The organism is Lactococcus lactis, from assembly GCF_029023865.1.
Classification (GTDB): domain Bacteria; phylum Bacillota; class Bacilli; order Lactobacillales; family Streptococcaceae; genus Lactococcus; species Lactococcus lactis.
Window position 1 is genome coordinate 956,588 of record NZ_CP118969.1, and the last position, 22,488, is coordinate 979,075.

23 protein-coding genes and 1 pseudogene are annotated in these 22,488 nt (G+C 34.5%); 19 read left to right on the plus strand and 5 right to left on the minus strand.

Annotated features, from left to right (window positions below):
* Window positions 1-43 precede the first annotated feature (43 nt).
* Entirely contained in the window at window positions 44-1,678 is a 1,635-nt protein-coding gene (locus PYW37_RS04840) for an MFS transporter (protein ID WP_232238900.1), read from the plus strand.
* A gap of 43 nt (window positions 1,679-1,721) precedes the next feature.
* Here PYW37_RS04840 and PYW37_RS04845 read toward each other — a convergent pair whose 3' ends face one another.
* Both PYW37_RS04845 and PYW37_RS04850 read right to left on the minus strand, forming a co-directional pair.
* Window positions 1,722-3,101: an MATE family efflux transporter gene (locus tag PYW37_RS04845; RefSeq protein ID WP_044009694.1), complete on the minus strand. Its 1,380-nt coding sequence runs from the start codon at window positions 3,099-3,101 to the stop codon at window positions 1,722-1,724.
* Window positions 3,102-3,205: 104 nt separating this feature from the next.
* Window positions 3,206-4,111, minus strand: coding sequence for a magnesium transporter CorA family protein (locus tag PYW37_RS04850; RefSeq protein ID WP_025016707.1), 906 nt, complete (start codon window positions 4,109-4,111; stop codon window positions 3,206-3,208).
* 181 nt (window positions 4,112-4,292) lie between these two features.
* Between PYW37_RS04850 and PYW37_RS04855 the strand changes: the two genes are divergently transcribed.
* Both PYW37_RS04855 and PYW37_RS04860 read left to right on the plus strand, forming a co-directional pair.
* A complete protein-coding gene (locus tag PYW37_RS04855; RefSeq protein WP_003130113.1) occupies window positions 4,293-4,712 on the plus strand; it encodes a MarR family winged helix-turn-helix transcriptional regulator in 420 nt (139 codons plus the stop codon).
* A 253-nt stretch (window positions 4,713-4,965) separates the two neighbouring features.
* Window positions 4,966-6,765, plus strand: a pseudogene (locus PYW37_RS04860) (1-deoxy-D-xylulose-5-phosphate synthase).
* Between the two features lie 104 nt (window positions 6,766-6,869).
* Here the strand turns inward: PYW37_RS04860 and PYW37_RS04865 are convergent.
* Complete coding sequence (locus PYW37_RS04865) at window positions 6,870-7,601, minus strand: SDR family oxidoreductase (protein WP_023188785.1); 732 nt, start codon at window positions 7,599-7,601, stop codon at window positions 6,870-6,872.
* 76 nt (window positions 7,602-7,677) lie between these two features.
* Here PYW37_RS04865 and PYW37_RS04870 point away from each other — a divergent pair, with 76 nt between their 5' ends.
* Window positions 7,678-8,112 carry a MerR family transcriptional regulator gene (locus tag PYW37_RS04870; RefSeq protein ID WP_012898088.1) on the plus strand — a complete coding sequence of 145 codons (435 nt, stop codon included), beginning with the start codon at window positions 7,678-7,680 and terminating at the stop codon, window positions 8,110-8,112.
* A gap of 39 nt (window positions 8,113-8,151) precedes the next feature.
* On the opposite strand, the gene PYW37_RS04875 is transcribed toward PYW37_RS04870, so the two are convergent.
* Both PYW37_RS04875 and PYW37_RS04880 read right to left on the minus strand, forming a co-directional pair.
* Window positions 8,152-9,039 (minus strand): DMT family transporter, encoded by an 888-nt coding sequence (locus tag PYW37_RS04875; RefSeq protein WP_025016708.1) that lies wholly within the window; start codon window positions 9,037-9,039, stop codon window positions 8,152-8,154.
* A 167-nt stretch (window positions 9,040-9,206) separates the two neighbouring features.
* A complete protein-coding gene (locus PYW37_RS04880) occupies window positions 9,207-9,593 on the minus strand; it encodes a Fur family transcriptional regulator (protein WP_012898086.1) in 387 nt (128 codons plus the stop codon).
* A 125-nt stretch (window positions 9,594-9,718) separates the two neighbouring features.
* On the opposite strand from PYW37_RS04880, the gene PYW37_RS04885 reads away from it, so the two are divergent.
* The 15 genes from PYW37_RS04885 (at window position 9,719) to licT (ending at window position 22,463) form a co-directional block, all read left to right on the plus strand.
* A complete protein-coding gene (locus tag PYW37_RS04885; protein WP_023188788.1) occupies window positions 9,719-10,408 on the plus strand; it encodes a VIT1/CCC1 transporter family protein in 690 nt (229 codons plus the stop codon).
* On the plus strand, window positions 10,408-11,088 hold the full coding sequence (locus tag PYW37_RS04890) for a VIT1/CCC1 transporter family protein (protein WP_025016709.1): 681 nt from the start codon (window positions 10,408-10,410) through the stop codon (window positions 11,086-11,088). The genes PYW37_RS04885 and PYW37_RS04890 overlap by 1 nt, the downstream gene beginning before the upstream one ends.
* A 75-nt stretch (window positions 11,089-11,163) precedes the next feature.
* Window positions 11,164-11,907: a methyltransferase domain-containing protein gene (locus tag PYW37_RS04895; protein WP_017864692.1), complete on the plus strand. Its 744-nt coding sequence runs from the start codon at window positions 11,164-11,166 to the stop codon at window positions 11,905-11,907.
* A gap of 113 nt (window positions 11,908-12,020) precedes the next feature.
* A complete protein-coding gene (locus PYW37_RS04900; protein WP_017864691.1) occupies window positions 12,021-12,440 on the plus strand; it encodes a MarR family winged helix-turn-helix transcriptional regulator in 420 nt (139 codons plus the stop codon).
* A gap of 11 nt (window positions 12,441-12,451) precedes the next feature.
* A complete protein-coding gene (locus PYW37_RS04905) occupies window positions 12,452-13,090 on the plus strand; it encodes a nitroreductase family protein (protein WP_025016710.1) in 639 nt (212 codons plus the stop codon).
* A 14-nt stretch (window positions 13,091-13,104) separates the two neighbouring features.
* Complete coding sequence (locus tag PYW37_RS04910; RefSeq protein WP_023188790.1) at window positions 13,105-13,464, plus strand: DUF1304 domain-containing protein; 360 nt, start codon at window positions 13,105-13,107, stop codon at window positions 13,462-13,464.
* A 457-nt stretch (window positions 13,465-13,921) separates the two neighbouring features.
* Window positions 13,922-15,292 carry an anthranilate synthase component I gene (trpE, locus tag PYW37_RS04915; protein WP_023188791.1) on the plus strand — a complete coding sequence of 457 codons (1,371 nt, stop codon included), beginning with the start codon at window positions 13,922-13,924 and terminating at the stop codon, window positions 15,290-15,292.
* Window positions 15,293-15,415: 123 nt separating this feature from the next.
* On the plus strand, window positions 15,416-16,012 hold the full coding sequence (locus PYW37_RS04920) for an aminodeoxychorismate/anthranilate synthase component II (RefSeq protein WP_012898079.1): 597 nt from the start codon (window positions 15,416-15,418) through the stop codon (window positions 16,010-16,012).
* The gene (trpD, locus tag PYW37_RS04925) at window positions 16,002-17,009 is read left to right on the plus strand and encodes an anthranilate phosphoribosyltransferase (RefSeq protein ID WP_023188792.1); all 1,008 of its coding nucleotides are present in this window, start codon (window positions 16,002-16,004) and stop codon (window positions 17,007-17,009) included. Before PYW37_RS04920 ends, trpD begins: the two co-directional genes overlap by 11 nt.
* Before the next feature lie 46 nt (window positions 17,010-17,055).
* Entirely contained in the window at window positions 17,056-17,850 is a 795-nt protein-coding gene (gene trpC, locus PYW37_RS04930) for an indole-3-glycerol phosphate synthase TrpC (protein ID WP_023188793.1), read from the plus strand.
* On the plus strand, window positions 17,840-18,895 hold the full coding sequence (locus PYW37_RS04935; protein WP_023188794.1) for a phosphoribosylanthranilate isomerase: 1,056 nt from the start codon (window positions 17,840-17,842) through the stop codon (window positions 18,893-18,895). Before trpC ends, PYW37_RS04935 begins: the two co-directional genes overlap by 11 nt.
* Window positions 18,888-19,454, plus strand: a complete 567-nt coding sequence (locus PYW37_RS04940; protein WP_017864685.1) for a GNAT family N-acetyltransferase — start codon at window positions 18,888-18,890, stop codon at window positions 19,452-19,454. Before PYW37_RS04935 ends, PYW37_RS04940 begins: the two co-directional genes overlap by 8 nt.
* A 26-nt stretch (window positions 19,455-19,480) precedes the next feature.
* Window positions 19,481-20,689 (plus strand): tryptophan synthase subunit beta, encoded by a 1,209-nt coding sequence (gene trpB, locus PYW37_RS04945; RefSeq protein WP_025016712.1) that lies wholly within the window; start codon window positions 19,481-19,483, stop codon window positions 20,687-20,689.
* Complete coding sequence (gene trpA, locus PYW37_RS04950; protein WP_025016713.1) at window positions 20,686-21,447, plus strand: tryptophan synthase subunit alpha; 762 nt, start codon at window positions 20,686-20,688, stop codon at window positions 21,445-21,447. The genes trpB and trpA overlap by 4 nt, the downstream gene beginning before the upstream one ends.
* Before the next feature lie 176 nt (window positions 21,448-21,623).
* Window positions 21,624-22,463, plus strand: a complete 840-nt coding sequence (gene licT / locus PYW37_RS04955; RefSeq protein ID WP_021722748.1) for a BglG family transcription antiterminator LicT — start codon at window positions 21,624-21,626, stop codon at window positions 22,461-22,463.
* Window positions 22,464-22,488: the final 25 nt, after the last annotated feature.

Consider the following 22,488-nt stretch of genomic DNA (forward strand, 5'->3'; position numbering starts at 1 on the left):
AATAATTGGGTTTCATCGAGCTTTAGGAATTGGTTCATGGGATATGTTTAATGGAGGAACTGGTGGCCTTATTGGTTCGTGGCTCTTATATTTTCTGACCTCTTTTGGTGGGGTTAATCCTGGATTAGCTGCACTTTTAATTTCAGCTCGACTCGTTATAGATATGTTCTGGGCTCCTGCCGTTGCTGTTATTTCAGATAATTTTTATCACTTTGCACTCGGCCGAAAATATGGGCGTAGACGCTTCTTTTTAATTTTTGCAATTCCAACATCGGTTGCTTTTGCAGCGATGTGGATTCCAATGGCAGGTGGCCTTTCTTGGCTTTATTATCTTGTGTCATTTATACTTTTTGATTTTTGTTTGGATTTAGTTCTCATTCCTTGGGAAGCTATCCCTGCAGAAATTACCTCTACCTATACACAACGTAATAAAATGGGGTCAATCAGAATGTGGGCTTCAGGTTTAGCCCAACCCTTAATAGCTTTTGTCCCGACTCTCTTTATGAAACTTTTACCTGCTGAACATGGAATGCAAACTTCCGCCTGGGCCTTATTTGCAACAGCTTGTGTTTGGGGTGTGATTGGAATTATATTTACACTCTTTGTTTACTTTTCTTCTTGGGACCCTATTCTGATTTCTAAAGAAAAGACAGAACTTATGTTGCGGCATTTAGATGAAGAAAGAAAACGAGCTAAAACTCCTGCTAGGTTATTCTTGGAAAATATTGCTAATTTACTTTTAACCTTAAGGATTAAAACTTTTCGTAAACATCTAGTTCTTTATTTCTCTACTTTTGGGATTATTGATTCTTTTACAGCTATTTTTGTTATCTTTGCGACGATTTCGTTTTTGCCAACTCTAACACTTGATCCAGCGCAAGCAGCTCTTATTTTAGCGACACCCTTATTGATTATGACAATTGCATATACACCATTTGGAGCATGGCTTTTTAATCACCCCAAAATTGGACCACGCCTGCTTTACCTAATTGGTTTTGGCATTGGTATTTTATCATGTATCACTTATGGTATTGTTTATTTCACAAGAGGAAGTTTATCAGAAGCTCAGATTACGGGACTCATCATTTTTACAACTTGTGTTTTCACTGTGGGTCGTAACATCATTGGGGGCCTTCCTTGGGTCGTCTTTCCTTTAATTCCTGATATTGATATGATCATTCATAAAGAACAGCGGGCAGGAGTTTTTGCTGGAGCTATGACTTTTGTACGTAAATTCACTAATATTGTCTTTAATGTTGTCATTGGAGCGGTTATGGGAGCTGCTGGTTATAACCAACATGTTTCTAATGTGGCAGATAAAATGTCAAATTATGTACAAGTGCACCATGTGACGACCAGACAAGCTTTTCACCATTTGGTAACAAGTTCTACATTAGAACATCAGATTCAAAGTGCAGGCTTTGGAATTGCTATGCTGATGACGTTTTTAGTTGGAGGCTTGATGCTGATTGCTTTATGGAATGCTTTTACTTTTAAACTTAATTCAAAAACACATGCTATTTTGGTTGAAGAAATTTCACGTCTACAAAAGGCTGATTCGATTGGGGGAGAAGTGGCAGTAAAAAATGCTAAAGAGTCAGCTGACCTCAAAACAAAACAAACAATTGAAGCTTTATCAGGCTTAAATTATGATAAATTCGTCTGGACTGGAAAATAATATGTAAAAAAACGAGGCCTTAAATTTCCTCGTTTTTAATATATTATTCAGCAACGGCTAATTCAGGTTGATTTTCCATAAGTTTACCATTGTTTAATTTTAATAAATAAGGGATAAGCATGATGAGCCCTGCTACAAAGGCAATTCCTTCTGTTAGGGTCATTGACCAGATGAGGCCAGTTAATCCGTAAAAATGATGTAAGATAATGACGATTGGGATATAAAGAATCCCTTGGATAGTAGACATTACCCCAGTTTGTGCACCTAGATCAGAAGCTTCAAAAATTCCAGTAAATAATCCCGAAAAACCATTGAAGACAGATGAAACCAGTTGTGCGGCTAGTACGATTAAGCCCACTTTGATTACTGCACTATCATCAGTAAAGAGTTGCATGACAGGAACTCTAAAAAGATAGACAATTAAAGCAAAGAGAATAGAAATTCCGCCAATCCAAAGAGTTAACTCTTTAAGTGCTTCTTTTAATCGTTGAGTATTGTTTGAAGCAAAACTATAGGCAAAGAGTGGAATGGCCCCTAAAAAGAGTCCCATAGTCAAAAATTCAGGCAGTTGAGTGATTCTAAGGGCAATCCCAAAGCTAGCAAGAACATTATCACCATATTGAACAGAAAAGTGATTTAACAAAAGTGTTGTGACAATCATAAATACTGATTTGAAAACTTCTGCAATCCCAATTTTATAGATTTCAAATTGGTCTTTTAAACTGATTTTAAAATGTTTTAAAAATCCTTTAAGCGATTCACTTTTATTTTCTAAAAACCAGACATAATAAGCTGTAGAAGCTAGATTTGCAATCACCATTGAAAGTCCAGCCCCAATGACATGAAGATTTAAAACTAGGATAAAGAGGGCATCTAAGACAATACTAGTCGCAACCCCAACGAACATGCCATACATTGATTCTTTTGAGGCACCTTCTGCACGAACTAATTGTTCCAGTCCATAGTTTAAAATCATACTAAAACCACCACCTAATAAAACTCCAGCATATTCTTTAGTATAAATAAGAGTTGCGGCGTCTGCTCCTAAAATATGAGCGATTGGACTTAAAAAGAAAAGCGAAACAAGCCCAATAAGCAAACCAATGATTAAACTCATATAAAAAGAATAACCAGCGATTTTCTTTCCTTTTTCTTTATCGCCAGAACCTAGCAGACGAGTAATAAAGGTTCCGCCTCCGACACCAAAAAGGTTTCCGATGGCCATAAAAACAATGGTTATTGTTAAACCTAGAGTGATTGTTGACATCATATTTGTGTCATGGACAAGGCCGATAAAGTAGGCATTGATTAAGTTATAGATTGTTGTTGCGGAAATGCCAATCATCATGGGGATTGATAAGTGAGCAATTGCTTTTCTGATGGGCGCTTCCTTAAGATAATAAGAGTTGGATTTTTTACTCATTTTTATTGTTTTTCTTTCTGAATCGAAATGATAGATATTCTAATAGTTAGATATCTAACTATTAGAATATCATAATAATTATTTTTTGTTTTGTCAACCCAAAACTATCGTTTAGAAAAATAATCTTTTTTGACGAAGAAGAGAGTCAGTAAAACTGACAAGAAAAGGGCTAGTAAACAAATGATTTCCCAAGATATTTTTGGGAGATTAGTCAAGGGCAGAGGAACATTCATACCATAAAAACTAAAAATGATGGTAGGAATAGTCAGAATAATTGAATAAGAGGTCAAAAATTTCATGACACTATTTGTATTATTATTAATGATTGAATCATAAGAATCAGTCATCTCATTCAAAATCCTATTTGAAATATTAGACATATCAAAAGCTTGGTCAACTTCAATCATTAAATCATCAAGAAGTTCCTTTTCATCATCATAAAGTTTTAAATATTTACCACTTTTAATTTTAGAAATGACTAAAGAATTTGATTTCAAGGACATAATGAAATAAATTAAACTTCGCTCAATTTTCATCAAATTAATCAAGTCTTCATTTTTCGGTGCCTTACCCAAAGTTTGTTCAATTAATATTCTTTTACGATTGAGAATTCTAATTTTATCGACATAAATTTTGGCAATAGCTAGCATGAAATGAAGGACAAAAGAAGTCTTATGTTTTGGATTTAACTGATGAAGCAGTTTTGAATTTTTCAAGATTGTTGCCATCTTTTTATCCGCTACATTTGTGATGATGACCTCTTTTGCTACAATAAAACTCATAGGTCCCGATGAATAATAAGCCACATCTGTTTGATCTTCAAATGGCATATCAAAAATAATGAGTAGACTTTTAGTTTCATCGTCAATCTCTATTCGAGCACTCTCGTCCTTATCTGTTGCATAAGATAAGAACTCTTCCGGAATGTGATATGTTTTTGAGAGATAACTTTTATCAAACAGTTTTTGGTCTGAGAAATTAATCCATTCTCTTGTTAAATTTTCAGACATTTGATTCTCCTTTTTCAAAAAATAGTTAGAGTTCTAACTAACAAGAATTATCATAAATCAAATAAACGAAAATGTCAAGAACTAACTGTTAGATATCTAATTGTTATAAATTGACAAATGAATAAAAGACCATTATACTAAGAAATAAGAAACAGCAAATCAAATAAGAGGAGTCCTCCAAATGGCTAATACAATCTATTCAAATTTATTTCGTTCTATTTCACAAAAATCAATGATGACCTCTAGTCAAATGATGAAAGATTTAGAAGTGAATCATCAACAAGCTAGAGTAATCGCATATATTGCAGAAAATCAAGATAAAGGTCTCATCCAAAAAGATTTAGCAGAAGTATTTAATAGACGAGGAGCAAGTATAACAAGTATGCTCCAAGGTTTGGAAAAAAAAGGATATATCGAAAGACGAATTCCTAAAGAGAATGAACGTCAAAAAAATATCTATATTTTGCCCAAAGGGCTAAAAATTATTAATCAGATTAATCAAATATTTGAAGCATCTGAAAAGAAATTGATTGAACCCTTGACCGAGAAAGAACAAGCTGAATTCTTGAGACTCTTAGAAAAAATCGATGACAATTTATAAGATAATAGGAAAAAGACTAATAATTACGTTAGTCTTTTTTTATTTTAGTCCAATCCAATGCGTTTCTCAAAATAATATTATAGACTTTCTTTAAAAAAGATGACAGATTTCTTGACAAGTAAAATATAAAAAAGTATAATTTCTTTATCGTTTACAAACGTAAACGTTAATGTTATATTAGCTTATTAAACTTAAATAATATTAAATTTTACTCGCAGCTTTATAATCTAAATAGAACTAGGAAGAAAAAATTATGACAGTATTAGACAAAGTAAATGACCCCAAAGACATCAAGGCTCTTACAGCGCTAGAACTAGAAGAGCTTGCTACAAATGTACGCGATGCAATTCTTAATCGTGTCAGTCAATATCCAGGGGGCCATCTCGGACTAAATCTTGGTGTGGTAGAAATGACTGTTGCTTTACATAAAGTCTTTAACTCACCTGTTGATAAATTAATATGGGACGTTAGTCATCAAAGCTATCCGCATAAAGTTTTAACAGGACGTAAAGAATTTTTTACTGACAAAGACAAATTTTCTGGAACAACAGGCTATACAGACCCTGAAGAAAATGAACATGACTTTATACGAGTAGGTCATACATCTACATCTATTGCAACAGCTATGGGATACGCCTTGGCTCGAGATATGCAAGGAAAAAATGAAAATATTGTAGCCATCATTGGTGATGGCGCGCTCTCAGGAGGACTTGCATTTGAGGGACTTGATGGCGCAGGTACACTTAACGGGAAGCTTATTATTATTGTAAATGATAATGAAATGGCCATCACCGAAAATCATGGAGGAATCTATCAACATCTTGCAGATCTGCGAGCAAGTAAAGGAACCTCAGCAAATAATCTTTTTAAATCATTTGGGCTTGATTACCGTTACCTTGAGGAGGGAAATGATATCCAAAGTTTGATTGCCCTTTTTGAATCAGTAAAAGATATCAATCGTCCAATTGTTCTTCATATTCACACAGAGAAAGGACATGGCTATAAACCAGCAGTTGAAAATAAAGAAGGAATGCACCAAGTCTTTGCACCCTTTGATATTGCTACAGGTCAACCAGTCAATAGCTCAACCAATATCGTTCGCAGCTATAATAATGTATTTCTTGACTTTATGGAAGAAAAGTTATCCAAAGGTGACAATCTTATCGCCATTAATGCCGCAATTCCAATGTTCTTTGGCCTGTCACAATTTGCTAAGAATCATCCAAAAAATTATGTTGATGGAGGAATTGCTGAACAATATACAGTGACACTTGGTGGAGCAATCGCAGCAGCAGGAACTCGAGCTATTATTTTCCAAAATGCAACTTTCTTACAACGTGCTTATGACCAACTTAACCATGATTTGGCACTGAATAAAGAACCAGCAATTGTTATTATCAGTAATAGTCAAATTGGCGGAACAAACGATACTCATCAAGGAAGTTTTGTTTATAGTCAAACATCAAATATTCCCAATGTAATTGACCTTGCAGCAACAAGTGAAGAAGACCTTTTTGCAATGCTTAATTGGGCATATAATCAACATGAACATCCAGTATTTATACACTTGCCAGAGCATACTTTGGAAAATCGCCCAACAAAAATTACTGATTTTAGTAAACCTCAGTATGAAGTTGTTAAGTCTGGCGAAAAAGTTGCAATCTTAGGACTTGGTGCAATGCTTGAGAAAGCTGAAAATGTCGCATAAGAACTTGAAAAATCAGGATTTAATCCAACGGTTGTAAATCCATTCTTTGCAAATCTTTTGGATGTAGCTGCTTTAGACAAATTATCTGAAACTCATGGACTCTTTGTTACGATTGAAGATGGCACTAAAGATGGGGGATTTGGTCAAAAAGTGGCGACCTATTTGGCAAGTAAAGGGATAAAAACACTTGTATATGGTGCAGATACTGAGTTTATTGATGCTGTTCCAAAAGAAGAACTTTACAATCGTTATCACATAAGACCAGAACTTATGGCAACTGATATTATTGAAGCAACCAAAGAATCTAAAGGACCTAATTTTTTTAAGAAAATATTTTCTAAATAAAAGTTTTTGGAGGCAGAGCTTATCTCCTAGATAAAATATGAAATAAATAGCTAAAAAAGATACTAGCGATTAACTAGTATCTTTTTTAGCTAAGATATTAAATATTAAGCATTTTGATTGGTTGCAGCAATATCAATTTCTCTGATGTTGACCGTTTGAGGCATATCATAAATGAATTTCACGGTTTGCGCCACTCTTTCAGGAGCAAGTGTTATACCACCCATTGATTCTTTCCAAAGATTATAATCATTTAGGGCACTTTCGTCAGTAACATGTGTCAATAATTCTGTTTCGGCAGCACCAGGTGCAACAAGTGAAATTCGAACATTTTTACCAGAAACTTCCTCTCTGATAGTTTCACTTAAACCATGAACACCAAATTTTGAAGCGACATAAGCGGCGTGATTGGTAAAAGTTTTTTTACCAGCAAGAGAAGACATGTTAATTACTGTTCCTCCTTGGCGTTCAACCATTTGTGGAAGAACAATTTGCATTCCATTAAGGACACCCAAAACATTAGTATCCATCATTTGTTTCCATTCTGCTGGATTTTGATTAAGAACATTTCCTAATAACATGACACCTGCATTATTGACTAGAAGATCAGTTTTGTCATATTTTTCTTCAGCTTTAGTAATTGCATTTTCAAATGATGTTTTGTCCGTGACATCTACAGATTCCACAAGGACATTCGTAAAATCAAGGGGCAAGGCTTTGATTTTATCTGTACGACGACCTAAAAGCAACATTGGGAATCCATCAGCATTAAATAATTTTGCAATTTCAGCACCAAATCCTGAACTTGCTCCTGTTATAACAATAAGTGGTTTAGACATTTTATTTCTCCTTAAGAGTATTTTTTTGATATACTGATTATACAACATGGAGTTAACTCCATGTCAAGGAGAAAGAATGACAAAATATACAATTGGCGATATTTCACGTAAATTAAACGTTTCTAACGATGCTGTACGTTATTATGATAAGGAAGGTTTGCTCCCTTTTGCTAAAAGAAATAAAGCTGGTCGAAGAGAATTTACAGATGACGATCTTGGCTATATTGAAGTCATTGATTGTTTAAAAAAATCAGGCATACCCATAAAAGATATTGCTCAATTTATTGATTGGTGTATGGAGGGCGATTCAACACTTGATGAACGTTTAGATTTTATGAAAACACACGAAGAGCAATTAGAAGAAAAAATTAAAGTTTTAGAAATGAATTTGGCCTTTTTAAGATGGAAAATTTGGTACTATCAAACAGCATCAGAAGCAGGCACTGAAAGTATCCACTTTATTCCGGGAACAACACAAGTTAAACCAGAGATAAGAGATATTTTCAAATAATATAAAAAAAACAAAACATATTTTTTACGCTTTGTTTTTTTATTTTTTCTTAGTTGGAAAATTTATGAGAAATAGCGACAGAAAGACGACAAAAATACCTAACTGTTGGAATCCTAAAAATGAAACGCCTAGGAATAAAGGGGAAATTAAAATAGCGGTGACAGGTTCAAGCATTCCAAGCATACCAACAATATGAGGTTCTGTATATTTTAGACTATTGATATAAAGAGAGTAAGCTAAGAGCGTTCCAACAACAACGATGAGGCTGACCAAAAGTAAATCAGTCTGATCAAAATTTTTAGGTAAATTTGTGACTGGATGTAAGAAATTAGAAATGACACCACCAATTAATAAGGCCCAAGCAACAAGGCTTAAAGGAGAGTGTTCTTTGATAAGTGGACATGGAATAAGAGTGTAAGCACAAACACCAAGGGCGGATAAAAGCCCCCAAACAAGAGCAGAAGCTGAAAAACTAAGTTCTCCAATATTTCCATTGGTCACAAGCAGAAAAACACCAATTAAAGAAAGAAAAATGGCAATAATATCAAGACGACGTGGAATTGCTTTACTTTTGATAGCTAAAATAATAATAATGATGGAGGGACCTAGGGATTGTAAAATAGTTGCAATAGCTGCATTTCCATAATAAACAGATAATAGAAAAGAAGATTGTGCAAAAAGTACTCCGAAAATCCCAAAAGCTACAATTCTTAGACTTGATTTTACAGAAGACCAGACACTAAAAATGTTGTGCTTAGTAATTGCTAACCAAGCAAGTAACAACAAGCCTGAAAAGAGCATGCGCGTGGTAACTAGCCAACCTGGCTCAATAGAACAACGATTAAAGAGGAGTCCAGCAATAATACTACTAATCCCAAAAAAGGCGGCTCCCAAAGAAGCGTAAATAATTCCTTTAAATTTAGTCATATATGTACCATGTGTTGAGTTTTTTTGTTTTTGACATTTTTATCCTCAATTTCTAAATATATTATCCTCCTATAATCATTATATATAAATTACAGGGCATAGTAAAATATTCACTGGAAATGGTATAAAAGAATAAAAAAAGCACTAATTAATTGGATTAGTGCTTTTTAATCTTCAACTCCATAAATTTCAACTTTGTAACCAGTAATATTAAGACCACTAGCTTTTCGAGCGGCCTCCATTAGGGGACGAAAATCAAAATTATCTACATTCATAATCTCACCTGTCGATTTATTGACAACATGATAATGAGGCTCTCCGTAGTAGTCATATCTTCTTTTACTACCGTCATTTATAGCAATCACTAACTCACTATCAACCAATTTATCAAGGGTATTATAGACCGTTGCTAAGCTAATATTTTCCAAATCTTCGTGAATTTGCTCTGCCGTTGGGTGAGTTTGATGTTTTATCAGGTATTCTAAGACAATGAGACGCTGTGGTGTAGCTTTTAAACCATGAGATTGTAATAGTTCTTTTAAGTCTTGTTCCAAAATCAGCACTCCTATCTTTATTATTTATTTTATTATATCATCAACAGAAAATCATTTCAATGACTTGACATTTGTTTAGAATCATTCTAAAATATAGTTTAGAATGATTCTAAAAAGGTGAGATAATGAAAGAAAAAAATAACTTAATTCAAAGAAATAATATTGTCAGGGCAAGTATTATGGGAGCAAATGATGGGATTATTTCGATTGCAGGGATTGTCATTGGTGTCTCTGGCGCAACCTCTCATATTGGGACAATTTTGCTGGCAGGTTTTGCCGGAACTTTAGCAGGTACAGTCAGTATGGCAATGGGAGAATATGTTTCGGTCAGTTCGCAACGTGATGCTCAGGAAAAAATTATCCAAGAACAAAAAGTAGCACTTGCTACTAATTATCAAAATGAATTTGATTTTGTTTATCGAAAATATAGAGCAGATGGGATTTCTAATGAACTAGCTCATAAAGCAACGGATGAGATGATGAAAAAGGATGCTTTAGCAACAACGGTTCGTGAAAGACACGGTTTTACAATTGGACAAGAATTGAGTGCTAAAGGAGCGGCAATTGCCTCAATGCTCTCATTTCCAACTGGAGCGCTTTTGCCTATGCTAGCCATTTCTTTAATTCCTAAAAGTTGGAGTGCTTTGGCAACATTTATTTCCGTACTAATCGCTCTAGGATTTACAGGTTATGCCGCCGCTTATTTAAATGGTGCTGATAAAAAACATGCAACTTTTAGAAATATTATTGCTGGGATTCTAACGATGCTTGTTACTTATGTAGTGGGTTTGCTCTTTAAACAAGGAGGTTTGTGATGAAAAAACAAACAATGACAATAGATGAAAAATTAAATAGTGTTCGTGCGGGAGTCTTGGGTTCAAATGATGGAATTCTTACAGTTGTTGGTGTGCTCTTTTCGGTTTCCGCAGCTTCTGGAAGTAGCTTTGCTTTACTAATTGCTAGTTTGGCAAATTTGATTTCTGGTGCTTTTTCAATGGCTTCTGGTGAGTATGCAAGTGTCAGTTCTCAATCTGATAGTGAGAAAGTTGTGGTTCAAGAAGAAAAAATATTACTGAAAAAAGATTTTAAAAATCAAAAAGTAGCAGTGAAAGATTTTTATATTGAAAAAGGAATCAGTCCGGAAACTTCAGCAGAAATTGCTAATGAATTACTTGCTCGAAAACCTTTGGAAACTGTTCTGTCAGTAAAATATGATATTGCTTTAGGACATTATATGAATCCTTGGCAAGCAGCAGGTTCATCAATAATTTCATTTACGATTGGTGGACTTTTTCCTTTACTAACCATGATTTTAGTTAAGGGTGCTTGGCAATTTCCAGCAACAATTTTTGCAACAATGCTTGCAATGGCCTTAACTGGAATGATTAGTGCTAAGCTTTCTGATGGCTTGGTAATTAAAGCAATTCTTAGAAATATTATTATTGGTTTACTAACAATTTTTATCCATTATTTTATTGGTCGGATTTTAGGTTAATGAATTTAGGCTTAGTTAAAAGCTTTTGTTATAATTATAGATAGGACTGATAATTATTGAGAAAGAGGCTGACAAATGGATGATAATACTAAAGAATTAGAACAATATTGGGATGAGTTTTCTCAAGAATATGAAGAAATTCAAAATGAAAGCTTGGTTGATATTGGTCAGCAATTAAAGGAATTTTTGGTGGCTGAAAAACTTTTACCAACAAGTCAATTTTTAGATTTAGCTGGTGGGACAGGCAAATATATTCCACACTTTTCAAATTTTACTGACAGCTATCATCTTGTTGATCTGTCAGCAAAAATGTTAGAATTTGCCAAGAATAAGTCAGCTGATTCAAATAAAATCACTTTTACGCATCAAGAACAAAATAAATTTTTAAAGAATACAAAAGAAAATACTTATGATTTTGTATTTTCAGCCATGAATCCTGCATTGGAGTCAAAAGAAGCCTTAGTAGAATTAAATCGGATTGCCAATGGAAATGTTGGAATTTTACGTTTGATTTTTGATGAGGATAATCTCTTTAGTCAGGTCGAACAATTGTATTTGCCTAATCAAGAACAGAATAAAGAAGCGCAGATGTTGCTTTATAAGGTATGGTTAGAGGAATTAGGCTGGGAATTTAAAAGTAAGAAATTTAGATTCTTTTTATCAGAAAAAGTAAGTTCACAGTTTTTCTCTGATTATTTCTCTGATGAGCTTTCAAATACAGAATTAGCGGCTTTGACGCAATTATTTTTTAGTGAAACAGAAATTCGAGAAATGGAAAGATTAGTGATATTTGAGTTGTTATATTGGGAAAAATGCTAGGCTGAATCCTAGTTTTTTTATTTCTCAATTCTTTTAGTTGTAATTTATTTATTTTAATACTATAATTGACTAATCAATGATTGACCAATCAATTAAGAAAGGAGAAATAAATTATGAAGCTTGAAAAAGTCAGCCAGTTACTCTATCAGCTCAAAATTGTAAATCAAGAAATGACGGCAAAATTTGAGAAGTCAACGGGTTATAGTATTACTCGTTATCAACTGATGATGATTTTAAAATGTAAAGGTCGTTGCTCTCAAAGTCAATTACAAAATGAATTAAAAATTGATAGTGCTGCTGTAACAAGACATTTAAAATTACTTGAAGAAAAAAATCTTGTCAAAAGAGAGCGCAATAAAGAAAATAATCGAGAAGTATTTGTCGAAATTACCGATAAAGCTAAAAATGATTTAGCACTTTGTGCAAAAAAACATGATGATTCTCTAGATGCAAGTCAACAAATATTAAATATTGGGCTCAGTGCTTTAGAAGAAGAACAACTTTTAGAACTACTCACAAAATTAACACAATGAAAGAATAAAAAATGAATAAGAACTTTAAAAATAACGATTTCTCAGATATTACTTTTGGTAGAAAATCTGTCAGACTTTATGATGAAAACTACAAAATTTCTCACGAAGAAATGCTTGAAATGATTCAAGAAGCAACAGCTGCACCTTCATCAGTAAATATGCAACCTTGGCGTTTTATCATTGCTGAAACCGAAGAATCAAAAGCAAAATTGAAACCTTTAATTCGCTTTAACACCCGGCAAAATGATACTTCATCAGCCATGATTTTAATTTTTGGTGACATGCTTAATTATGAATTAGGTGAAGAAATCTATGACCAAGCAGTTGCTGAAGGAAAAATGCCTCAGGAAGTCAGAGATCAACAAATTGGAGCAATTATTCCTTATTACAAGAGTTTTTCTAAACAAGAAATGAATGATGTTGTCAAAATTGACTCAAGTTTGGCAGCAATGCAATTGATGTTGGTGGCAAGAGCTCATGGTTACGAAACAAATCCAATTGGTGGTTTTGAAAAAGATCAATTAGCAGAAGCTTTCGATTTAGACAAAGAACGTTTTGTCCCAGTTATGATTTTGTCAATTGGTAAAGCCGTTGAAGAAGGTTATGAATCTGTCCGCATGAATGCTGATAAAATCACTACTTTTAAATAAAAAGGAGAAGTAATTTGACCATTTTAACAATTATTCTGTCGCTTTTGGTTGCTTTGGAATTTTTCTACATTATGTATTTAGAGACCTTTGCTACAAGCTCAAAAACAACCAGTCGTGTGTTTAATATGGGAAAAGAGGAGCTAGAACGTTCTTCAGTTCAAACGCTTTTTAAAAATCAAGGGATTTATAACGGTTTGATTGGTTTAGGATTAATTTATGCAATATTCTTTTCGTCAGCGCCACTTGAAATTGTTAGATTACTGCTTATTTATATTATTTTAGTGGCTTTGTATGGCTCTTTGACCAGTAATAAAAAGATTATTTTGACCCAAGGTGATTTAGCCATTTTAGCTCTAATTTCTTCATTTTTTTAAAAAAATATTTTTAAATCCTTGACAAGTCTCATAAAAAGTTTTACAATTATTTTCAACATCAGAAAAGTAACTCTATATCAGAATTTTTTCAGGAAGTCTGCGGTTGTGCGAGCAGATAAATTCATCAGAGCGAATGGGCTGATTTGAAAGTCGAGAACGATTTGTTTTTCGCAATTTGATTTGAAACAATAAAAATCACGGATGCTCCCGATACCAAGCAACTTGTTGTTAGACGAGGAAAAGAAGAGTTTTTCTAGTATTTTTGTAATATTTTTAGGGACTCTTAAATTACGGTGGCACCGCGTGACATACGCCCGTAGAGTATTTGATACTCTACGGGCTTTTTTGTATTTTTTTGAAAGGATTTCTAAAATGAACCAACGATGGCGAAGCTTAAATTTTAACTAATCAGTATCAATGGAAAAGACTTCCTCAAACCTATAGATAGAGAGAAAACATGAGAAAAATTAAAGAGATTTCAGCAGACACCATGACCCCAATTTCGGTTTATCTTCGCCTGAAAGGGAAGAATAAAGTAATTTTAGAATCCATTCCCAGAGAAAATGACCAATCACGTTTTTCAATTATTGCGTTAAATCCTGTGAAGCTCATCAAATTTACTGATGGAATTTTAAGCGTTAATGACGAAATCATTAGCGATGAAAATCCAATGGAATTTCTGGAAAAATTAGTTTGTCAGCCAGAAAGTACTGACGAAAATTTAGACTTGCCTTTTACAAGTGGAGCGATTGGATATGCTGGATTTGATACCTATGGTATTTTTGAAGGCATTCAACCTGAACTGAAAGATTCGATTGGAACCCCAGATATGTATTTTATGTTATACGAATCAGCTCTAATTTTTGACCACAAACGAGAAAAACTGATTTTTATTGAAGACAATACTTACAGTCAGCGTTCAGAAAAAGAGTTACAAAACGCGCTGTCAGCAAATATTGAGTCATTATCTTTACTGACAGAAGCAGAAAATGAACTGACAGAATTAAGTAAACTGAATTTCGTCAGCAATATGTCTCAAGAACTTTTTGAAGAAAAAGTTACTAAAGCAAAGGAACTTATCAGAAATGGTGACATGTTCCAAGTTGTTTTATCACAACGTTTAACAGCCGATTTTACTGACAACCCCTTTAATTATTACAGAAAGCTTCGGGTTGAAAATCCTTCATCGTATATGTACTTTATGGAATTCGATAATTTTCATGTCATTGGCAGCTCACCAGAGCGTTTGGTTGCTGTTCATGGAAATCAAGTTTCAACCAATCCAATTGCTGGAACAAGAAAACGCGGGCAAAATGAATTTGAAGACCAAGCTCTTATTGAAGATTTAGAAAGTGATCCCAAAGAAGTCGCTGAACACAAAATGCTTGTTGATTTAGGACGAAATGATATTGGTAAAATTTCCAAATATGGTTCAATCGAAGTTCCTGTTTTCATGAAAGTTGAGAAATATCGCTACGTCATGCATATTACAAGTGAAGTGACCGGCGAGCTTCGTCCTGAATTTACAGCTATGGATGCCTTACGCGCCACATTACCAGCGGGGACGCTATCAGGAGCACCGAAGCATCGAGCCTACCAAAGAATTTATGAATTTGAAACGCAAAAACGAGGAATTTATGGAGGAGCTATCGGTTATCTAACGAAAAATGGAAATTGTGATTTTGCAATTGCCATTCGGACAATGGTCTTGAAAGACAAGAAAGCACATGTTCAAGCAGGAGCCGGAATTGTTTACGATTCAGTACGCGAACATGAATATCAAGAAACCTTAAACAAAGCCCAAGGCTTATTGAAAGTTGGTCAATAAATAGACCCAAAAAGATGTAGAGATAAAAAATTTAACATCATCAGATAATTTTGTCAGTAATTTTTTACTGACAGAAAATAAAAAATTACTGACAGGCCTTGTCGTTAAAAATAGGAGACAAAATTGATTTTAATAATAGATAATTACGATAGTTTCACTTACAACTTAGTGCAGTATGTAGGTGCTTTGACTGATGTAGCAGTTGTGAAAAATGACGATGATTCTTTGGAAAATATGGCAGAAAAAGCAGATGCCTTAATATTCTCACCAGGTCCTGGTTGGCCTGCGGATGCTGGAAAAATGGAAACACTTATTCAGCAATTTGCAGGTCAAAAACCAATTTTAGGAATATGTCTAGGTTTTCAAGCTATCGTTGAAGTTTTTGGTGGCAAACTTCGATTGGCACATCAAGTCATGCATGGCAAGAATTCACAAGTCCGTCAGACCTCAGGAAATTTACTTTTCAATCATCTTCCCTCAAAATTTCTAGTTATGCGCTATCATTCAATTGTCATGGATGAGGCAGTCGCTTTACCAGATTTTGCAATCACAGCAGTCGCGACAGATGATGGTGAAATTATGGCTATTGAAAATGAAAAAGAACAGATTTATGGATTACAATTTCACCCAGAATCCATTGGCACATTGGATGGTATGACCATGATTGAAAATTTTGTCAACCAAGTAAATGAAAACAAGGAGTCATCAAATGAAAAATGAACTTGAAAAAGTGATGTCAGGTCGTGACATGACCGAAAATGAAATGAATATGCTTGCTAATTCAATTATCCAAGGTGAATTAAGCGAGGTCCAAATTGCCAGCTTTTTAGTAGCATTAAAAATGAAAGGTGAAGCAGCAAGCGAATTGACTGGTTTGGCTCGAGCTTTACAAAAAGCAGCGATTCCCATTCCAACAAATTTGACAAATGCGATGGACAATTGTGGAACAGGAGGCGACCGCTCATTCAGTTTTAATATTTCAACCACAGCCGCTTTTGTTTTAGCAGCTGGTGGAGTCAATATGGCAAAACACGGAAATCGCTCCATTACCAGTAAATCTGGCTCGGCAGACGTTCTTGAGACCTTAGGAATCAATCTTTATTTACCAGCAGAAAAGTTAGCTCAAGTTTTTGACAAAGTTGGTTTAGTTTTCCTTTTTGCTCAAAATCTCCACCCAGCGATGAAATACTTCACGCCAGTCCGCAGACAACTCGAAATTCCAACAATTATGAACTTGACTGGGCCACTAATCAATCCAATTTCACTTGAAACACAGTTGCTCGGGACTTCACGTCCTGATTTGCTTGAATTAACAGCAAATGTTTTGAAAGGCTTGGGCCGTAAGCGAGCATTAGTCATCACAGGTGAAGGCGGAATGGACGAAGCAACTCCCTTTGGACTTAATCATTACGCACTTTTAGAAAATGACAAAGTGACTTTGCATGAATTTAGAGCCTCAGACGTTGGTATTTCAGAAGTTCAACTCAATGATATTCGTGGAGGTGAAGCCCCAGAAAATGCTGAAATTTTAAAAAATGTCCTTGAAAATCAACCGTCAGCCTTTTTAGAAACGACCGTTTTAAATGCCGGACTTGGATTTTATGCCAATGGAAAAGTTGATTCCATTAAATCCGGAGTTGACCTTGCAAGAGAAGTAATTAGTACAGGAGCAGCTCTTACCAAGTTGCATGAATTACAAGCAGAACAAATTGGTTAAAAATCTTGATGGCAAATTTTGAAATAGCAGAAAATGAGAGAAAAATATGAACATAAAAAAAGGAAAATTTCTAGAAACAATCCTAGCAGAAAAACGACTTGAAATTGCTAAAATGCCAGAAGAACAAGTAGGAAAAGTTCGTCAAACATACAATTTTTATGATTACTTAAAAGAACATTCCGACCAGCTTCAAGTGATTGCCGAAGTCAAAAAAGCTTCGCCCAGTCTAGGTGATATTAACTTAGAAGTGGATATCGTTGACCAAGCCAAAAATTACGAACAAGCCGGTGCCGCTATGATTTCCGTCTTAACTGACCCTGTATTTTTTAAAGGAAATATTGAATATCTCCGTGAAATTTCAGAAAATGTCCAAATCCCCACCTTGAACAAGGATTTTATCATCGATAAAAAACAAATCAATCGGGCAGTTAATGCGGGAGCAACAGTTATTTTACTCATTGTCGCAGTTTTTGAAAATCAATACCCCAAACTCCAAAACCTCTACAACTACGCAATTTCACTAGGACTTGAAGTTCTTGTTGAAACACATAATAAAGCAGAACTTGAGATTGCTCATCAGCTTGGAGCTAAAATTATTGGAGTTAATAATCGTAATTTAAAAACCTTTGAAGTGAGCTTACAAAATTCAGTAGATTTGACACCCTACTTTAAAGAAGACAGTAACTACATTTCCGAATCAGGCATTTTTAGCGCAAACGAAGCCCAAAAAGTTTCCGATACTTTCAATGGAATATTGGTTGGAACAGCACTCATGCAATCAGAAAATCTAGAAAAATCTTTGAAAGATTTAAAAGTCAAGAGGAAAACGAATGAAAATTAAAATCTGTGGCTTATCTACAAAAGAAGCTGTTGATACAGCCGTAGAATCTGGTGTCACACATCTCGGTTTTATTCTTAGTCCCTCAAAACGCCAAGTTGCACCAGAAAAAATTCTTCAAATCACAAACGATGTCCCAAAAACAGTCAAAAAAGTAGGAGTTTTTGTTGATGAACCTATTAATTTTGTAAAAAAAGCTATTCAAGTTGCTCAACTTGATCTGGTTCAGCTTCACGGAAATGAAGATATGAATTACATTAATCAACTAGATGTTTCGGTTATTAAAGCAATAAGGCCAGACCAAGAATTTAAAGAATACGAAGATGTAATTTTATTATTTGATAGTCCACAAGCTGGAAGTGGTCAAGCATTTGATTGGGACTCTTTGGTGACCAGCGGTCTGAAAAATAAATTTTTCATCGCTGGTGGACTTAATCCAGAAAATGTAGCAGCTGCTATTCAACATTTTCCAAATGCCTACGGTGTGGATGTTTCTTCTGGAGTAGAAACTGACGGAATTAAAAACCTTACAAAAATAAAAAACTTTGTTCAAAATGCAAGCCTTGCCTCATCAAAGCAATTATTTATAGAATTTTTAAGAATCACAAAAAAGCTAAATGAAAATAAGATTATCCCTTATTTAATGGGAAGTTTAGCAGTTGAGCAAATAATCAATTTTCCAACAAATCCTGATGACATTGATATTCAACTCAAAAAGCCTGATTTTGAAAATTTTGAGCAATTAACAAGTTTAATGGAAGAATTAGGTTATCAGCTCATTGACTTACATGAGCATAAATTTGAAAAAGCTAGCATTAATGTTGGCTTTGCAAGTGTGGAGACCCTTAAAAACTATGCCGGGGTTGACTATTTGACCATTCAACAAGAAAGAATGGAAAATGGCGAAAAATATCATCTTCCAAATGTTGAACAATCCCTTAAAATCTATCAGGCAGCAAAACGAGATGAGTGGCGAGGAGGGAAGCAAAAAGATTCCTTTATTTTAGATAAGTTAATAAAGGAACAGAAGAGGAATGACAATGAATGATAATCTTATTGAAGAGGGTGTAGAGATTCGAAATGGTCTCATTATTAAGTCAATTCAAAAAGAAGATATATTAGAGCTTTGGCAAATTAGTTATGGACCTAAATCTGATTTACATTGGATGTCTTTCAACGCTCCCTATTTTGAGGAGCCAATCCTGAGTTGGGAAGAATTTTCAAGAAAAATATCTCTTAAAATAAATCAACCAAATGTTGCACTTATTATCTTTCAAAATCGAATCATTGGAATGCTGTCAGCTTATTGGGAAGACGGTAAATTACAAAAATGGCTTGAGTTTGGTATAGTGATTTATGATAGTAAATTGTGGGGACGTGGAATTGGACAGGATGCCTTATCTTTTTGGTTGAAGCACCTTTTTGAAACTTATCCGAAGATTCAGCACATAGGATTTACAACTTGGTCAGGAAATCAAGGAATGATGAGACTAGGAGAAAAAAGTGGTCTAAAACTTGAAGGGCAAATCAGAAAAGTTAGATATTGGCAAGAAACTTGGTATGATTCAATAAAATATGGAATTTTAAGAGAAGAACTAAAAAAATAAATAAAAAAAATCAAAGGAGCAACAACATGACCTACAACCAACCTAACAACAAAGGATTTTACGGCCAATTCGGGGGCCAATTCGTACCTGAGACACTAATGACAGCAGTAAAACAATTAGAAGAAGCCTACGTAGATAGTAAAAAAGACCCTCTCTTTCAAGCAGAACTTAAAGAATTACTTAAAGACTATGTTGGACGAGAAAACCCACTCTATTATGCAAAACGCTTAACAGAATATGCGGGCGGAGCAAAAATTTATCTTAAAAGAGAAGACCTAAACCATACAGGAGCACACAAAATTAACAATGCCCTCGGACAAGTCCTCCTTGCCAAAAAAATGGGAAAAAATAAAGTCATTGCTGAAACAGGGGCAGGCCAACACGGTGTCGCAACCGCAACCGCTGCTGCCCTCTTTGGCATGGAATGTACGATTTATATGGGTGAAGAAGACGTTAAAAGACAATCTCTCAATGTCTTTCGCATGGAATTACTCGGGGCAAAAGTTCATTCAGTAACTGATGGTTCACGCGTACTTAAAGATGCGGTTAATGCAGCACTTAGAGCATGGGTTGCTCAAGTTGAAGATACGCATTATGTAATGGGCTCAGTTCTTGGACCACATCCATTTCCACAAATTGTGCGTGATTATCAAGCTGTTATTGGACAAGAAGCGCGTGCCCAATTTTTAGAAAAAGAAAATAAACTTCCAGATGCTTTAGTAGCTTGTGTCGGTGGAGGTTCAAATTCGATGGGACTTTTTTATCCCTTCGTTAATGATGAATCAGTTGCAATGTATGGTGTCGAAGCTGCTGGTCTTGGTATTGATACGCCACATCATGCGGCAACAATTACTAAAGGCCGCCCCGGTGTTCTTCACGGAACACTCATGGATGTCCTTCAAGATGAAAATGGTCAAATCTTAGAAGCCTTTAGTATTTCAGCCGGTTTAGACTATCCAGGAATCGGACCAGAACACTCTTATTTCAATGCTGTTGGACGAGCAAAATATGTTGATATTACAGATGAAGAAGCACTTGAAGGTTTTAAAATCTTATCTAGAACTGAAGGAATTATCCCAGCACTAGAAAGTTCTCATGCTATCGCCTATGCAGTCAAATTAGCAAAAGAATTAGGAGCAGATAAATCAATGATTGTTTGTCTTTCAGGACGTGGAGATAAGGATGTGGTTCAAGTTAAAGAACGACTTGAAGCAGAAAAAGAGGTGAAAAAATGAAAACTTTACAAATGACTTTAAGCAATAAAAAAAATAATTTTATTCCTTATATGATGGCTGGCGACCATGAAAAAGGCTTAGAAGGTCTTAAAGAAACCATTCAACTGCTTGAACAAGCCGGGAGCTCCGCTATTGAAATTGGCGTTCCATTTTCAGATCCGGTTGCTGATGGTCCAGTCATCGAACAAGCAGGTTTGCGTGCTTTAGCAAGAAATGTATCACTTTCAAGTATTCTTGAAACCTTAAAAACAATTGATACAAAAGTTCCTCTAGTAATTATGACCTATTTCAATCCCGTTTATCAGTTTGGAATTGAAAAGTTTGTTGCAGCTCTTGAAGAAACACCAGTTAAAGGCCTTATCATTCCTGATTTGCCTAAAGAGCATGAGGACTATATCAAACCCTTTATCAATGATAAAGATATCTGTTTAGTTCCTCTGGTCTCATTAACCACGCCACTTTCTCGGCAAAAAGAACTTGTAGCCGATGCTGAAGGATTTATCTATGCCGTTGCAATAAATGGAGTAACTGGGAAAGAAAATGCTTATAGTAACCAGCTTGACCAACATTTAAAAGCGTTGTCTTCATTAACGGATATTCCTGTTTTGACAGGATTTGGAATTTCTACATTATCTGATGTGGACCGTTTTAATAAAGTGTCCTCAGGAGTTATTGTTGGTTCAAAAATTGTTCGTGATTTACATGAAGGTAAAGAAAACGAAGTTATTAAATTTATTGAAAACGCAATCAATTTTTAAGATAATTGAAAAATTAATAAAACCATATATCCTTGACAGTCCACTTTACAAATGGTATACTTTTATTAAATAAAACGGTTACAAAAAATTGGATAGTGATTATTAAGTTAAGCTAGACCTTATCAAACCTATAGTCATAGGGGGATAAGGTCTATTTTTGTGAAATGGAGAAGAATGTGAAAATCAAAAAAGTTCTGAACAATAATGTAGTCATTGCTCAAAATGATAATGAAGAAACCATTCTTATGGGTTTAGGCTTAGGATTTGGGAAAAAAGCAGGTGAAGTTGTTGAAGACAAAAAAATTGAAAAAATTTTTGCATTGAAAGTAACTTCTGAGCAACAGAATTTTTCAGAATTACTTTCGGAAATTCCAAGTGGAATCGTAGAACTTTCGATTTTAACTTTAGCAAAAGCAAAAACAAAATTTGATAAAACAATTTCTGATACCGTATTGGTTGCTTTCGCTGACCATTTAAATGCAGCAATTATTCGTGAAAAAGACAATATAACTATTAAAAATTTTCTTTTGTGGGATATTAAGAGATTTTTTCCAGAAGAATTTGCACTTTGTCTTGAAACACTTCAAAAAGTTCAAGAAAAACTTAATATCTCACTTCCAGAAGATGAAGCAGGTTTTCTGGCCATGCACATTGTTAATGGAACCCTGGGAAGTGGTCATGAATATGCAACGGAATTAACAAAATTAATGGAAGAAATATTAACAACTCTAAAGTATACTTTACAAGTAAACTTTAATGAGCAAGATATTTATTTTCAAAGGTTCATTACTCACCTTAAATTTTTCACCGAAAGAATACTTTCTAATACAAAAAGTGATGAAAGCACCGATGAAGACTTATTCCTTCTAATAACCAGAAAATACCCAAGAGCATACATAGGAACAAAAAAAGTCAGTGAGTTTCTTAAACAGACAAGGTCGTACGAAGTTTCTCAAAATGAACAAATATATATGACCGTTCATCTAGCACGTATTTTAGAAAAAATACAAGATTAATTTTTAAGATGACTTTAGTCATCAT